General features: G+C 34.0%; 15 protein-coding genes and 1 other RNA gene. 9 read left to right on the top strand and 7 right to left on the bottom strand.

Annotated features, from left to right (window positions below; translation table 11 throughout):
* The first annotated feature begins 185 nt into the window (after window positions 1–185).
* Both N4T20_RS18915 and N4T20_RS18910 read left to right on the top strand, forming a co-directional pair.
* Complete coding sequence (locus N4T20_RS18915) at window positions 186–665, top strand: BON domain-containing protein (RefSeq protein WP_260670624.1); 480 nt, start codon at window positions 186–188, stop codon at window positions 663–665.
* A gap of 6 nt (window positions 666–671) precedes the next feature.
* Window positions 672–1,043, top strand: coding sequence for a LysM peptidoglycan-binding domain-containing protein (locus N4T20_RS18910; protein WP_260670623.1), 372 nt, complete (start codon window positions 672–674; stop codon window positions 1,041–1,043).
* Between the two features lie 157 nt (window positions 1,044–1,200).
* On the opposite strand, the gene N4T20_RS18905 is transcribed toward N4T20_RS18910, so the two are convergent.
* Window positions 1,201–1,494 carry a hypothetical protein gene (locus N4T20_RS18905; RefSeq protein ID WP_260670622.1) on the bottom strand — a complete coding sequence of 98 codons (294 nt, stop codon included), beginning with the start codon at window positions 1,492–1,494 and terminating at the stop codon, window positions 1,201–1,203.
* Between the two features lie 125 nt (window positions 1,495–1,619).
* On the opposite strand from N4T20_RS18905, the gene rnpB reads away from it, so the two are divergent.
* Window positions 1,620–1,952: RNase P RNA component class A (rnpB, locus tag N4T20_RS18900), an RNA gene on the top strand.
* Window positions 1,953–2,154: 202 nt separating this feature from the next.
* Window positions 2,155–3,405: a cation:dicarboxylate symporter family transporter gene (locus N4T20_RS18895; protein WP_260670621.1), complete on the top strand. Its 1,251-nt coding sequence runs from the start codon at window positions 2,155–2,157 to the stop codon at window positions 3,403–3,405.
* Between the two features lie 95 nt (window positions 3,406–3,500).
* Here the strand turns inward: N4T20_RS18895 and N4T20_RS18890 are convergent, their stop codons facing one another.
* Window positions 3,501–3,695 (bottom strand): hypothetical protein, encoded by a 195-nt coding sequence (locus tag N4T20_RS18890; protein WP_008467912.1) that lies wholly within the window; start codon window positions 3,693–3,695, stop codon window positions 3,501–3,503.
* A 180-nt stretch (window positions 3,696–3,875) separates the two neighbouring features.
* On the opposite strand from N4T20_RS18890, the gene N4T20_RS18885 reads away from it, so the two are divergent.
* Window positions 3,876–4,427, top strand: coding sequence for a hypothetical protein (locus N4T20_RS18885; RefSeq protein WP_260670620.1), 552 nt, complete (start codon window positions 3,876–3,878; stop codon window positions 4,425–4,427).
* 36 nt (window positions 4,428–4,463) lie between these two features.
* Here the strand turns inward: N4T20_RS18885 and N4T20_RS18880 are convergent, their stop codons facing one another.
* Together N4T20_RS18880 and N4T20_RS18875 are read right to left on the bottom strand one after the other, a co-directional pair.
* Window positions 4,464–5,153 carry a response regulator transcription factor gene (locus N4T20_RS18880; protein WP_260670619.1) on the bottom strand — a complete coding sequence of 230 codons (690 nt, stop codon included), beginning with the start codon at window positions 5,151–5,153 and terminating at the stop codon, window positions 4,464–4,466.
* Window positions 5,154–5,163: 10 nt separating this feature from the next.
* The gene (locus tag N4T20_RS18875; protein ID WP_260670618.1) at window positions 5,164–6,522 is read right to left on the bottom strand and encodes a sensor histidine kinase; all 1,359 of its coding nucleotides are present in this window, start codon (window positions 6,520–6,522) and stop codon (window positions 5,164–5,166) included.
* 144 nt (window positions 6,523–6,666) lie between these two features.
* Here N4T20_RS18875 and N4T20_RS18870 point away from each other — a divergent pair, with 144 nt between their 5' ends.
* Window positions 6,667–8,781, top strand: a complete 2,115-nt coding sequence (locus tag N4T20_RS18870; protein WP_260670617.1) for a TonB-dependent receptor domain-containing protein — start codon at window positions 6,667–6,669, stop codon at window positions 8,779–8,781.
* A 96-nt stretch (window positions 8,782–8,877) separates the two neighbouring features.
* Here N4T20_RS18870 and N4T20_RS18865 read toward each other — a convergent pair whose 3' ends face one another.
* Window positions 8,878–9,483, bottom strand: coding sequence for an RsmD family RNA methyltransferase (locus tag N4T20_RS18865; RefSeq protein ID WP_260670616.1), 606 nt, complete (start codon window positions 9,481–9,483; stop codon window positions 8,878–8,880).
* Window positions 9,480–10,301: a DUF3822 family protein gene (locus N4T20_RS18860; protein ID WP_260670615.1), complete on the bottom strand. Its 822-nt coding sequence runs from the start codon at window positions 10,299–10,301 to the stop codon at window positions 9,480–9,482. The genes N4T20_RS18865 and N4T20_RS18860 overlap by 4 nt, the downstream gene beginning before the upstream one ends.
* Before the next feature lie 287 nt (window positions 10,302–10,588).
* Between N4T20_RS18860 and N4T20_RS18855 the strand changes: the two genes are divergently transcribed.
* Both N4T20_RS18855 and ygiD read left to right on the top strand, forming a co-directional pair.
* The gene (locus N4T20_RS18855) at window positions 10,589–11,998 is read left to right on the top strand and encodes an ATP-dependent RecD-like DNA helicase (protein WP_260670614.1); all 1,410 of its coding nucleotides are present in this window, start codon (window positions 10,589–10,591) and stop codon (window positions 11,996–11,998) included.
* A gap of 99 nt (window positions 11,999–12,097) precedes the next feature.
* Window positions 12,098–12,928, top strand: a complete 831-nt coding sequence (gene ygiD / locus N4T20_RS18850; protein WP_260670613.1) for a 4,5-DOPA dioxygenase extradiol — start codon at window positions 12,098–12,100, stop codon at window positions 12,926–12,928.
* 94 nt (window positions 12,929–13,022) lie between these two features.
* Here the strand turns inward: ygiD and N4T20_RS18845 are convergent, their stop codons facing one another.
* Window positions 13,023–14,357, bottom strand: a complete 1,335-nt coding sequence (locus N4T20_RS18845) for a PQQ-binding-like beta-propeller repeat protein (RefSeq protein ID WP_260670612.1) — start codon at window positions 14,355–14,357, stop codon at window positions 13,023–13,025.
* A gap of 426 nt (window positions 14,358–14,783) precedes the next feature.
* Between N4T20_RS18845 and N4T20_RS18840 the strand changes: the two genes are divergently transcribed.
* Window positions 14,784–15,596, top strand: a complete 813-nt coding sequence (locus tag N4T20_RS18840; protein ID WP_260670611.1) for a class I SAM-dependent methyltransferase — start codon at window positions 14,784–14,786, stop codon at window positions 15,594–15,596.
* Window position 15,597 lies beyond the last annotated feature (1 nt).

Below are 15,597 nucleotides of genomic sequence, written 5' to 3'. Positions count from 1 at the left end.
ACCGTATGTTTCGAAAATTTATTTAAACCTTAAATTGAAAAATTTGAGTTTTTTTTATGGGTTTCTTTTAAGGAAGAACAAAATTCGATTGCTGAAAAACTTATAAAACTCACCCCAGCATCATATAACCTTTTGCTAATTAATCTGTTTAATTTTAAAACAGTTAATTATTAAAAGAGCGTATTATGAAAATGAGATCCATTTTATTAGGAATGAGCCTTAGCATTGCTTTGGTTTCCTGCAAGCCAAACGATGCCGATGTTGAGAAAGCAATTCGAGAAAAGCTTAGCGATGCTACAACGGTGCAAGTTTCAGTGCATGACGGTGTTGCAACGATAACAGGAACTTGCGAAGACGAAATTTTCAAGAAAAACATTGAAAAAAGCGTAAGAGCGACCAAAGGTGTAAAATCTGTGGTAAACACCTGCGAACTGGCGAGAGCCAATCAAGAGCCTGCTGCAGCGACCGTTGTTATTAATTCTGATGCTGATTTAGATAAATCGGTTAGTAAAGTTGTAGATGCCTACGATGGCGTTAGCGCTACTGTTGTAGGCGGCGTTGTGACACTTTCGGGCGAAATCAAAAAAGAGAAACTGCAGCCTTTGATACAAAGCATACAGGAATTGCGTCCGAAAAAAGTAGATAATAAATTAACGATTAAATAAGGAGTTATGAGTTTGCAAGACAAATATAGAGAAGTGACCAATTTAGCATCTGAATTGGGAATCGAAAATTTGCAGGTGAGAGAACAAGATAATGTGCTTTACATTGACGGAACGGCAAAATCTGCTGCAGATAAAAACAAACTTTGGAACGCCTATGAAAAATTGGATCCAGAATATAGATCAGCTGATGTGGTGATGAATATAGAAGTTGAAGAAAGTGTTTCTAGAGAATATACCGTCGAAATTGGAGATTCGCTTTCTAAGATCGGAAAGGCTTATGGGGTTTCTTGGCAGGATATTTTTGAGGCCAATAAAGACATTATTTCAAATCCTGATTTAATTCAGCCAGGTTGGAAACTGAAGATACCTACGGTTTAGCTTTTTAGATGCTAAGGCTCAGAGTTTTTATTTTATGTCATTCCTAAAATGAAAAAGATTTCAGTTTTTAGGAATGACATAGATTATTGAATCATTTTTGGTTCTCATTTGTTTTGGCTTGACTTATCAAAGGATAGCAGGAATCAGCTCCTAAAAATTATCTTCCTCGAATACTTAAATCAGACAAAAATTTTGCTGTTTCCTGATCTGAATCGGCTGAGAAACCAGCTACATAAACTCCTTTTTTTCCATTCACGGACTTAATTCCGTATACAACTGCCTCATCCGCTGGGTCCGACTCACCCTCGTATCGATACACATGAACAATTTCAAATTTCTCAGGATTCTTTCTAATCGCATCAGCATTTCGATTAAAATCGCACGTAAATCCTTTTTCATTCAATTGATCTAAAGCCTTTGAAACAGTTGCGTAATGATACATTCTTTTCATGATAAACTGAATTTAAAATTAAAGATTTCTAAAGATAACTATTTTAAAATTAAAAAGTTATGATATGATTCATAAAATCTGAAATTTAAAATCATTATTCTTAGCTCTTAAATCGTTACTTTTGCAGCGCAGACCGCCTTATCGTCGTCCCGATTCATCGGGAGGGAGGAAAGTCCGGACACCATAGAGAAGCATAGCGGGTAACGCCCGTCGGTCTCGATTTTATCGGGATTAGGACAAGTGCAGCAGAAAGTATGTACAGGTAATGCTGTAGTGAAACCAGGTAAACTCTATGCGGTGAAATACCAAGTATATCGGCATTTAAGGGCTTCTCGTTCGTTGCCGAAGGGTAGGTAGATTGAGTCCCGAAGCAATTCGGGATCTAGATAAATGATAAGGTATTGTCTCGTTGCAAAATTAGACAAGAACAGAATCCGGCTTACAGGTCTGCTTTTTTTTATGTTTATAAACGTGTGAACTTACATTTATAAATAATACCACTACTATAAATAATACCACTCTTACTCTCCTGTATGAACGTTTAGACTATATTTGGAAATATTGTTATTTCATTCCATTTCATAAAAAATTATAAATAAATACTTTTTGTAGGACAATTATTATTTTTTATATATTTGTGAAAGTTAAAACTTACAAATTATGGATATTGCCACACCAAACCAGCCGACTAACAAGTCAAAAAAAAGTACTTTTCATGCCATAAGTACTAATCTTACCTTTTGGGTTCTAATCGCTATTATTGCGGGTGTTCTACTCGGACATTTTTCTCCTGAAAATGGGGTTAAAATGGAAATTGTAGGAAAAACATTTGTTGATATTATTAAATTATTTATTGCTCCAATTATATTTCTGACGATTGTTTTAGGAATTTCCGGAATGGGAAATTTGAGAAAAGTAGGAAGAATTGGAGTGAAAGCCTTGGTTTATTTTGAAGTAGTTTCTACAGTTTCCTTAGCAATTGGTATTGGCGTTGCCTATTTTTTTCAGCCGGGAAAAATTGATAAATCAGGTTTAGCTTTGCAGGATGCAAGCAAATATACCGACCATGCGTCTGAGAGCTTCTCATGGCTGCAATTTTTTCTGTCAAATTTGACGCTGCAGGTTTTGCTGGCCGCAATTGTTTGCGGTATTGCATTGAATTTTTATGATAAAAGAGAACAGACCATTTTGGTTCTGGAACGTTTCTCCAAATTTGTTTTCCTCGGATTAAAATATGTGATGTATCTGGCTCCAATTGGTGCTTTTGGCGGAATGGCCTACACAATTGGTAAATTTGGTTTAGCAACTTTGATTCCCCTAGGAAAATTGATGCTTTGCGTTTACATCACAATGGCTTTGTTTGTGTTTTTAGTTCTTGGAGCTATCCTGAAATATTATAAAATCAGCATTCTTTCCATCTTAAAATTCATCAAAGAAGAACTTTTACTAGTTCTTGGAACTTCGTCTTCTGAAGCTGCTTTGCCAAGCATCATGATAAAGTTAGAAAGAATGGGGTGCAGTAAATCGGTTGTGGGATTAGTGATTCCTACGGGTTATTCATTTAATTTGGATGGAACTTCAATTTACCTTTCAATGGCGGTAATATTCTTGGCTCAGCTGTATGATGTGCATTTGAGTTTTATGGAAATTCTGAGTGTAATCGGGATTTTGATGATTACATCAAAAGGTGCTGCGGGCGTGACCGGAAGTGGTTTTATTGTTTTGGCTTCGACCTTGACAGCCATACATAAAATTCCCGTTGAAGGTTTGGCTTTTTTATTGGGAGTAGATAAATTTATGAGCGAGGCTAGAGCAATTACAAACATTATTGGAAATACTGTCGCAACTATAATAGTTTCAAAAACAGAAAGAGATTTTACAGAGCTAAATTTAGAGCCTGTTTCAGAGTAGTTTTTTATAGGTTCAAAGGCGCAAAGGTTCAAAGTTACAGAGATTCAAAGTTTTTTGAACCTTTGCGCCTTTGAACCTTTGCTTTTTAGTGCCTTTTAGCTTTCATCTTTTGTGGTTCGCACCAGACTAATGCCCGACATGAAAAAGACAATTCCTAATATTCCGTAAATAATTAGCGATTTTATATCTCTTGTTTCTCCAGACGTGCCGGCAAAAATAACGGCTGTATAAATAAGTCCTACTATTCCGAGGATTGTAAGCAACCCACCGAAAAATCTTTTTAGGTTCATGATTGTTAGATTTAAAAGTTCTCTAACAAAATTAAAATTCGATAAGTTAATTGCTGTTATACAATTGTTTACGAAAATTATATGATTTTAATTCTATTCTTTGTAAGAAAATAGTTTTAATGTTTAGAGGTTCGTGTTGTTTTAAAACTATTTTTGCACCAATTAACCAATTGAAAAAAAATGAAGAAAAACTACTTTTTATTATTCTTGTTTACTATTTCATTTACTGCAATTCAAGCACAAGAAGATGCGCCTGTTTCTGTAGCAAAACATCAATTTAAAATCAACCCTTTATTGTCTCCTGGATTTGTTTATGAATATGGATTTTCTGCAAAAAATACTCTTTATTCAGAAGCGAGTTTACTTATTGGTTATAGAAGTAATAGTTTTTACAATGAGTCTTCTTGGTATTTTGTTCCAAGAATTACAGAACAATTTAGGCGCTACTATAATTTAGAAAAAAGAGCACAAAAAGGAAAAAGAACTGCACATAACTCTGGTAACTATTTAGCATTATATGCGGACTATGATTTTGAATCTATTTCAACAAATAAATGGTTTAACGAATATGTATCTGCTTTTTCTGCTGGACCAGTTTGGGGATTACAGCGTACCTATAAAGGAAAATTTAATATTGATCTTAATATAGGTGCTGGAATACTCATAGATAAATGCAACACTGAATTTGCTCCGATTGCTAATTTCAGTTTAGGCTGGGTTATTGGAAAATAATTTAATTCTTGAATAAGATAGAAAAACCTTGATTCGTCAAGGTTTTTCTATTTTAAATTCCAATCCAACATTTCGGACGCTTTCGATCTTGATTTTCGGATCTGAATTAAAGTATTTTCTCAATCTGCTGATGAAAACATCCATGCTTCGGCCTGAGAAATAATCGTCTTTTTTCCAGACTGACATTAAAATTTCGTCTCTTTTTAATAGCTGATTATGATTGAGATACAAATATTCGATAAGAGTGGCTTCTTTCTCCGTAAGCTGTTGGATATGATTTTTATTGTTGAGCGTTAAGCGTTCGTTGTCAAAAATATACGAGCCAATTTCAATTTTGTTATTTCCATCAAGACTTCTTTTTTGCTCAATTCTTTTGAGGATATTCTGCAAACGAAGAACGAGCTCGTCAACTTCAAAAGGCTTTACGATATAATCGTCTGCGCCAAGTTTCAATCCAATAATTTTGTCTTCTTTGAGTTTTCTTGCCGTCAGAAAAATAAAAGGAATTTCAGGATTGATTGTAATAATCTTTTCTGCCAATGAAAACCCGTCCATTTGAGGCATCATGACATCTAAAATGCAAATATCAAAAGTTTGGTTTTTAAAATAATCTAAAGCAATCTCGCCATTTTCGGCCCAGATTACTTCAAATTGATGCAGTTCTAGATACTGCTTTAAAATTGCAGCAAAATCAAAATCGTCTTCGGCTAAAAGTAATCTTTTCAAAATAAGGGAATTAAACTTTTAATAAAATAGTAAACTGAGCACCTTTTCCTAAATCGCTAATAACATTTACAGAGCCCTGGTGCGCCTTAACAATCTGATCGACATAATATAGTCCTAAACCCAAACCTTTTGTATTATGCAGGTTTCCTTGCTCGACGCGATAGAATTTTTCAAAAAGAAGGGCCTGTTTATTTTTGGCAATACCGATTCCGTTATCCTCAAAGCTTACAGAGAATTGTCTTTCTATAATTGTTGTTTTAACTGTAATCGTGCTCGAACCGTATTTTACAGCATTTTCAAGCACATTTAAGAAGGCAGTCGTCAAATGGAACCTATCCAAAAACAAAAATGTTTTTTCTGTCTGAAAATCGGTTTCAAGAGTGATTTTCGGAAAAGCAATCTTGAAATCGCTTACGATAGAAATCAGGAAATCTTCTACTTCAATTTTTTCTTTCTGCAGTTCAATTTCGTTTTCTGCTAGCGAATTTGCCACAACCTGATCGATCAGATTTTGGAGACGGCTGTTCTGGCGTGAAATGGTGCTTACAATTGCATTGAAGTTTTCGTCGTTGTCACGAATGTTTTTTTGGGCTAAAATCTTTGTCGAAATTCCTAAAGTGGCCAATGGCGTTTTAAGTTCGTGCGTAATATTATTGATAAAATCGGTCTTAACATCGCTTACTTTTTTCTGTTTAATTAAAGCTTTTAAAGCTATGGCAAAAAGTGTAATTAAAGTTAGAATTGATAATAAAGATAGAATGAGAATAAAAGTCATTCGTCTCAAAATAATCATTTCCCAATCAATTACAGAAACATACATAGAATCTTCTGTTAGCAATTGATATTCCTGATTTTCAAAAGTTCCGTTGGTTGTTCCAACATAATTTCGAACTAAAAAAGCATGATTTAAAGAAGCCAGATTTCCGTACAATTTATTTTGAATAAAAGGTTTTTCAGAGAAAATGGTGTCGGCTTTTTGAGCGTTTTTGTACAAAATGAATTTGTTGAGCACAATGGCAAAATCAATTTTAAAATTCGGAAGATCTCTTTCAAATTTTCGCTGAATTTCTCTCGTTACAGCACTCTGGTATTCATTCTGCAAAACACCAATTTTAGTATCCAGCTTACTATTTTTTCCTTTTATATATTTTTCAGAAAGACTTTTGTAAAGTGCTTCTTTTTTTGCAACAAAGGCCGAATCGATATCACTGTAGTTGTTTGAAATCTGGGCGATTTCATTTTTAATCTGCGTATGAAACTGCGCCACTTTGTATTCGTAGGCCGTTTTTACCAAATAGCATTGCACAGTCATAAGCACGATAAGCGCTATGACAGAAAATGCGATCAATAAATTGATTCTTTGTTTCATATTTCTTTGGGAAAATTCTGTTTCAAAAATACAGCTTTTAGCAAACAAATGGCAGATTAACGCTGCATTAACCTACGATTAACTTTCGCAACTAGGTTTTCAAACCATTTTTGCAGCAATACTAATCAATTTCAATTTTAAAGAATGAATATTTGCCTGCCATTAAAATTACTTGTTGCACTTTTGCTCTTTTGTCTTTCACTTGTTGCAAATGCCCAAAATGAAACGCCGAGAGATTCTATTTCAAATCAATTGGATGAAATAGTGATCAGTCAGGAGAAAAAAACGTTTATAAACTCAAACGGAAATATAAAAGTTGACGTTGCCAATTCAATTTACAATTCAGTTCCAAATCCGATTGATCTGCTTTCAAAACTGCCAAATGTTCAAATAAGCCATGATCGAGAGAGTATTGCAATTGTTGGTAAAGGAAATCCGCTGATTTATATTGATGGTCAAAAAGGAACTATGAATGATTTAAATGCTTTGTCTGTTGCAGATATCAAAACCATAGAAATCATTAAAAATCCTTCTTCCAAATACGAAGCTGAGGGCCGTGCTGTGCTATTAATTACTCGAAAACTGAGTAAAAAGGACAGTTTTAAAACTGAAATTTCTGAAGTAGCCTCTTTTAAAAGAAACTATAATAATTATTTGGGTTTTAATTCTAGCTTTAAGAAGGGCAAGTTAGAATGGAAGGCTAATTTTAATTACAATAAATTAAATCCGTGGGAAAGGCATACTTTAGATTATGAAATTCCAAAAGCATCAATTGTTTCAAATTATGATGTAAGGGCAGTCACACACCGCAATCAATATGTTTTTGGAGGCGGGATGTTTTACAAAATAAAAGAGGATGATTATTTTTCTGTCAATGTAAATGGGAAGCTGCAAAATGATGCTTTCGATATCAATACTTTTACTTTTAACCAAATTCAGGATCAGATAAATAATGTTTTTACCTTAAGCGATAATGGCAGCAAAAAGAATTTTATCAATGCATTTGTAAATTATTCTAAAAAGATAAAATCAATAGACACGCAGTTTTTTGCTGGTTTTCAGTATTCAAACTTTAATCAGCATTTAGAAAGTTTAGTGGCTAACAATTATAATGAAACCGATTTTGAATTATCGCAAAACCGTAATCAGAAATTTAATGTTGATGTTTTTTCCGGAAGAATCGACTTGGAGAAAAAGTTTAAAAATGAGATGAATTTGGAATATGGCGGATTGTATTTAAAAGCAAAATCAACATCGAATGCCAAGATTTTTGATTTTGAGAAAAACCAAAACGAAATTTCGGACTATGACTTTAAAGAAGAAAACTTAGCGGCTTATATTCAGTTTTCGGGGAAACTTAAAAAAATCGATTTTTCATTCGGACTGCGAGCAGAAAATACGAATGTATATGCAAAATTTAGAATGCAAGTTTTGCCTTCTATCGATAAAAATTACACTAATTTGTTTCCTAAAGCCGACGTTACATTTTCTGTTGACAGTACAAAAAGTATCAATGTAAATTATTCAAAAAGTATCGTGCGGCCTAAATATTCATCGTTAAGTCAAATTGCCACCTATATAAATCCATATTTTTTGTATGGCAGCAGTATAAATTTAGGGCCGGCATTTGTAGACGAAATTTCGAGTTCTTTTCAATATCTTGACAAAACTTTAAAATTGAGTTACTATAAGACCAAAGATGTTGTCAATCCGACTTTTGTATTTAATGAGGAAACCAATTTGCTGATGATCACCGATATCAATTATAAGAGAGAAACTGGTTTTACGATAGATTTGACTCTTCCATTTACGTATAGACTCTGGACAACAACCAATTCTCTAGTTTTTGCAAAAAGCAAGGTTGAAGACGACAGAGCTTTTTTGCATCCTTCAAAACCTTATTTATATTATTACTCGAATAATGCATTCAAATTGCCTAAGGAATTTTCTTTTGTTTTTTCTTTTTGGGGAATGACGAAACAAAACGATGGAATTTTTGAACGAAAAGCCAATTTTATAGTCGATTTATCGCTAGCAAAAACATTTGGCAAAAATTGGAGCTGCACGTTGAATTACAATGATGTTTTTAAGGCTACGAGCTATACAGATGCTTTTAGCATTAATAATGTAAATTCGAAGTTTAAATATTGGGTTGATGCAAATGAGATTTCTATTGCAGTTCGCTATTCTTTCGGGAAAATAAAAGATTCTGAATTTAAAGAAAAAAGCGTCAATGAAAGTGAAAATAGAATCAGATAAAGTTTAAAAACTCCAAAAAATAAATCCCAAATTCCAATCCTGAGGCTTCAAGAAAATATTGGAATTTGGGATTTTTAGATATAAAATTTAAAAAAATTATCCTTCGTCTTCTTCAGATTCTTTTTTAGAAACATCGTGCGGCAATTCTTCGTCATCGTCGGTTGAATTTAATTCGAAGAAACTAAAATAAGAACCGCCATAACTCTTCTGAAACGAAAAATTAATCATATGATCCAGCTTTGTATATTTTGAATGCTCTATAATCATCATTCCGTCTTCTTCCAGTAAATCCCTTTCAAAAACAGTCAGAACAATTTTCTCAAAAGTAGCCTGATCTAATCCGTAAGGAGGGTCTGCGAAGATAATATCGTAAGTAGATTTAGAATTTTCTAAAAATTTAAAAACGTCGCTTTTGGTTGCGGCAATATCAAAATCATACTCTGACGAAACCTGTTTAATGAATTTTACGCATCCAAAATCGCCGTCAACAGAGGTGATTGGCGCGCTCCCGCGTGAAGCAAACTCATAGCTGATGTTGCCTGTTCCCGAAAAAAGATCTAAAACCTTTAAGCTGTCAAAATGAAAATGATTATTCAAAACATTAAACAATGCTTCTTTACTCATGTCAGTAGTTGGTCTTACAGGTAGATTTTTTGGCGGAAAAATTCTGCGTCCTTTATATTTTCCTGAAATGATTCTCATGATTGAAATAAGATATAATGTTTTTGATTTTGAGCAGTTGAAAAGCTGTTTCTTTCCTTCAATTTTGAAACATCCATGAAAGAAATATGGCGCACATACTTGTAAGCAATCGCATAAAAAGGATCGTTCTCTGAAATCGTTCCCAATAATTCTAATTTGAAACTTTCGGGATTCATGCTCATTTGCTCAGCAGTAAATAAAATGTAGTAGATAAAATCTTCTGGGGTATTGTATTCGAATGAATTAAACAATAAAAGCTTTTGATTTTGCACCACGATAATTTCAAAATTGCCTGGATTGAAATTGACGATCATTTTCTTGTCATCATTGTTTCTTGAGTTGTCCAGAATTTTTTCGACCAAAATGGTGTTGGCGTGTTTAGAATTAAATGACCCCACATTGTCTATCAGGAAGTTGTTGATATTCACGTACGGAATATAAACCGAATTCATCTGATAATTAGGAATTTGATCAAAAGTGAAAAAATCTGTTTCAAATACTTTTGTAGTGTATTGCAGATAACTCCCTAAATAATTCTCATCAAATAAAGCAGTAGGAACAAAAGTAGAAAGATTGTTATTATGAATAACCATTACTTCATCGTAAGTCTCTTTTAGTTCAGGATTAATCTTGAAAGCATTGCTGAATAGATCTTCAATTCGAGGTGTTTTGTTAGTGGTGTCAAACTTTATTTCTTTAAAAGAAGTGATGACATTGTTTAGAGTATCAAAACAGCAGTATGAAAATCCAGTCAGAGAAACCTGAATAGAAAGTTTTCTGTAATTTTTTGAAGTAATGTTAGTGTTTTGTAATGACATAGTTGATTTACAATTCGTTACCTGTTTTAAATCAAGAAAGAATTTAAGCGACCACAAACTTACAAATTAAAAAGGAACAATTATAATTGCAATTTCAAAAAACAATTTGAATCTAAGTTTAAAATAAGGTTAAGAAAAAGTGTATTTATTTGAAAATTAATTAGTTAGTTCGTTTTTCTCTTTTGATTGTTGAATGTGTCCTATTATTTCAAGAATTTTAAAGTTTGGAATTTAAAGATTGGAATTTAAAATTAAAAAAGTCGACCTTTGTATTTCAATATTATTTTATGAATTCTGCACAGTTTTACGGTATTTTACAAAAACGATTTCCTTTTCCTCCAACCTATAAGCAGGACATTTTTTTTCAGAAAATTGCAATCTTCCTGACTGAACCGCAAAACGATACGATTTTTGTTTTGAAAGGATATGCCGGAACGGGGAAAACAACCGTTATTTCTACCATTGTCAACAATTTAGGCGATATCAATAAAAAGTATGTTTTATTGGCGCCAACAGGACGCGCGGCAAAAGTAATTGCCAATTATTCGAATAATCCGGCTTTTACGATTCATAAAAAAATATATTTTCCGAAGAAATCTTCTGGTGGAGGAGTAGCTTTTACCAAACAAGTCAACAAACATAAAAATACCATTTTTATCGTCGATGAAGCCTCGATGATTTCAGACAGCACTTTAGACAGCGGATCGCTTTTGGACGATTTGATCAATTATGTGTATTCTGGACAAAATTGTAAAATGATTCTTTTGGGAGACACAGCTCAGCTTCCGCCAGTTAATCTAGATGTTAGCCCTGCTTTGGATATTGATACTTTGGGCTTTCATTACAGCAAAGAAATTGAGCATATCGAATTGGACGAAGTGATGCGTCAGGAAGAAAGTTCAGGAATTTTATACAATGCGACAGAATTGCGGGAATTGCTGAAAGAAAGCTTTATAACCGAATTTAAATTTAATGTAAAGAAGTTCAAAGACATTGTTCGTCTGACAGACGGTTACGATATTCAAGACGCAATTAATATGGCTTACAGCAATTATAGCATCGAAGATACCGCTTTTATTGTTCGTTCTAATAAAAGGGCCAATCAATATAATGAGCAGATTAGAAGCCGTATTTTGTTTAAAGAAAGCGAACTTTCGGTTGGTGATTTCCTAATGGTGGTAAAAAACAATTACTTCTGGCTGAAAGAAACCGATGAAGCAGGATTTATTGCAAACGGTGACATTATAGAAGTTTTGGAGCTTTTCGGAATTAGAGAACTCTACGGATTTACGTTTGCGAAAGTAAAAATCAGAATGGTCGATTATCCAGAGCAAAAGCCTTTTGAAACGGTTTTGATTTTGGATACTTTAAAAAGCGAATCGCCTTCTTTAACTTACGAAGAATCTAATCGTCTGTACGAAGAAGTAATGAAAGATTATGAAGATGAGCCAACTAAATACAAGAGATTTCAAAAGGTAAAAGAAAACGAATATTTCAACGGACTTCAGGTTAAATTTTCCTATGCTATAACGTGTCATAAATCGCAGGGCGGGCAATGGAATACGGTTTTTATCGAACAGCCATTTCTGCCAAACGGCATTGATACTGATTATATTAGATGGCTTTACACCGCTATGACACGTGCCAAAAATAAACTATATTTGATAGGATTTAAAGACGAGAGTTTTGAGGAATAATGGTTTGCCACGAATTTCACGAATTAGCACGAATTATTTTTTTAGCTATTCAAATTAGTGTAATTCGTGAAATTCGTGGCAGAAAAAAAGTTTTGGCAAATGACAACACTAAACGACTTACATTCGATTTCATCGACGTTTTCGAATACAGATAAAATGCCGGTTTTGTTTTTAGGACACGGCAGTCCTATGAATGCTATTGAAGAGAATCAGTTTGTGGCTGGTTTTCGTAATTTGGCAAAGACACTGCCGCAGCCCAATGCTATTTTATGCGTTTCAGCACATTGGTTTACCAAAGGGACAAAAGTAACTTCGATGGAAATGCCAAGAACAATTCATGATTTTGGCGGTTTTCCGCAGGCGCTTTTTGATGTGCAGTATCCGGCAAAAGGAAGTCCCGAATTAGCATTGGAAACAAAAAAGATTTTAGATCCTGTTATGGTCGAATTAGACGAACATTGGGGATTGGATCATGGTGCTTGGAGCGTGATTAAGCATTTGTATCCAAACGCAGATGTTCCGGTAATTCAGCTGAGCATCGATTACACCAAATCGGGACAGTATCATTTTGAGTTGGCCCAAAAACTGCAGGCGCTTCGCTACAAAGGCGTTTTAATTATCGGAAGCGGGAATATTGTCCACAATCTTAGAATGGTCGATTTCAGAAATTTTGATAAAGACAATTACGGCTATGATTGGGCAATTGAAGCACGAGAAACGGTGAATAATTATTTGCTGGATGGAAATTTTCAGCCTTTAATTGATTTTGAAAAACTTAATAAAGCAGTTCAATTGGCTGTTCCGACTCCAGAGCATTATCTTCCGTTATTATACACTTTAGGGTTAAAAGATAAAACTGATGAAATAGATTTGTTTAATGATAAATTATTAGCAGGTTCATTGAGTATGACCTCGGTAAAATTGATGTAATATACTTTTGTGTATCTCAGCGAAAGCTTTGCGAATCTTTGCAGTATAATTATTGCACAAAGATTCGCAAAGTTTGCAAGGAGGTGTACAAAGATTACTTTGCTTTTCTCAAATTATAAGCATAAAGATAACCATCAGCACTTCCATAAAAAATAACATTATTGCTAATAAAGGGAGAAGAAACAATTGGGCCTAATTTGTAAAATTCATTCATAACCCTTTGATTTTCGGCATAAATAGACAAATCGGTTGCTTTGGCAGCGTGGCTAAAATCTAAAAGATCATTGTTTAGAATTGTTTTGGCGTACTTGGTTCTGTTTTCGGTTGGAGTAACTTGAAATTCTTTTTTGGAAAGTAAATTCAAACTGAAGAAATTCCCCGTGAAATCTCCAAAATAAACAGTATTTCCAGCAATTGCCGGCGAAGAATAAACATATCCGTTTCCTTTAAAACGGTATTTTTCTTCTCCTGTTTTTGCATCCAGCGCGAGAAGCGCATACGTGTCTGAAGTTCCAACATAAATCGTATGGTCTTTAATGACAGCCGTACTCAAGATCCAAGAGTTTTCGGCATTGTACTTCCAGATTAATTTTCCGCTTTTAGCATCAAGCGCAAAAAGATAAGGATCTCTTGCCCCAAAATATACTATTCCGTCAGAGACAGTTGCAGAAGCCTGAATTCCAGTAAAACCCGTTTTGATTTCGGTAGAAAACTTCCATTTTTCTTTTCCTGTTTTACAGTCTAAAGCGTAAAAAACGCCATCCCATCCGCCAAAATAAACAGTGCTTTTTTCTAAAAGAGGAGTGCTGTGTATGGCGGCTTTTGTGTGGAAATTCCATTTTAAACTCCCTTTTTTGGCATCAACGGCGTACATATTTCCGTCGCTGCTTCCAAAAATAACCAATGCAGTTGTCGGATCTAAATAAACAGTTGGTGTCGAAAGATAAAAACCCCATAAATCGGCCATAAGTAAATCGCTCGGCTTCATGCCCCACATTCCAATTTCGCTGTACCAATGTTCGCCTTTAGTTTTAAAGTGCCAAACCTCTTTTCCGGTTTTGGCATTTACAGCATAATAGTGGCCGTCAAAACTTCCGAAATAAACAAGATCATTATAAATGCTGGCAGAACTATGAATCGCTCCATTAGTTTTAAATTTCCATTTTAAGTTTCCAGATTTTTCATCGATGGCGTAAAAGCAGCCATCTTCACTGCCAATATACACGATTCCGTTTTGTGCAATTGGAGAAGAAAAGATTTTACCGTCTGTCTTAAATTTCCATTTTAAATCTTGCAATGGCTGATAGCCTTTTCCTGAAAATACTCGATTTGCAAAAGAATTTAAAACATTTGGTTTATTCTGAGAAAAAATATTTGGGGAGAAGATTAAAAAGAAATAGAGCAGGAGTAAGGTAAAGTTTCTTTTCATGGTTTTTCTTATAAAAGTAAAAATATTTATAATAAATTAAAATGCAATGCTTTAAGAAATATGTTATAAATATATTTTGAATAGCTATTTGTAAATAGTATTTTGTTTTTATATGGAAATAGCAGAAGAACTCGTCAAAGTTTTCCAATCGTTTCCCTTTTATTAGTTATTGGTCTAAAAGCTTGTAATCTACACAATTTGTTTAAAAAATAAATTTTGGGAGACAGTAAAATGTTTTATCTAAATTTGTTTATTTTTGTGTAAGTAATTGTTTGTCAGTTGATTATTTAGTTTGCGTCTTCTTTTTTAAGTAGTTTTTTTAATGCCTTTTGTGATTAACTGGTAATAAATTTAAAAAATGATAGAAGATGTTTACAAATTAAGTAAGAGTGCGGCATCAGCACTATAATCACTGATAAAATTAAGATGAATCCAAATAAAGCATTATGGGAAAAAGGCGATTTTACGCGCATTGCAGCATCTATGAGAGAGAGTGGTGCGGAATTGGTTGCCAAAATTGGAATTAAAGAAAATAGCAACGTTTTAGATCTCGGCTGTGGCGATGGCACTACCGCAATACCTTCGGCAAAATTAGGAGCCAATGTTTTAGGTGTTGATATAGCAAGAAATTTAGTAGAAGCTGGCAATCTTCGTGCAAAAAAGGAAGGATTGGTTAATATTGTATTTAAAGAAGGTGACGCAACCGATTTGAACGAATTGAATGACCAAACTTATGATGTTACGATGAGCATATTTGGAGCCATGTTTGCTCCAAAACCTTTTGATGTTGCTAAAGAAATGGTTCGTGTCACACGGCCTGGCGGTAAAATCATCATGGGAAATTGGATACCGGGAGACCCAACGCTGGTTGCACAAATCCTGAAGATTAGTTCTGAATTTACACCACCGCCTCCTGAGGGTTTTGTAAGTCCGATGCTTTGGGGTATTGAGGATAATGTAATAGAAAGATTTACAAGTGCCGGTATTCCTAAAGAGAATATTTCTTTTGAGAGAGATACCTTTACATTTAAAGCGGCATTCCCACCTTCGGAGTGGCTAGATCGATTAAAAAATTATTATGGCCCAACTATGAATGCTTTTGAAGCTGCCGAACAAAATGGGAAAACTTCGGAATTGTATGCTAAACTTGAAGAATTAGTCAATAGCCAAAACAAAAGTAATGACAAAAATTCTACATTAATTCCCGCAACTTATCTTCGTGTTACAGTTATGGTTTAAT

The organism is Flavobacterium sp. TR2 (assembly GCF_025252405.1).
In the GTDB taxonomy this organism is placed as follows: Bacteria; Bacteroidota; Bacteroidia; order Flavobacteriales; family Flavobacteriaceae; genus Flavobacterium.
The sequence above is the reverse complement of the archived record's forward strand: the minus strand, read 5'-3'. Positions and strand labels throughout refer to the sequence as shown.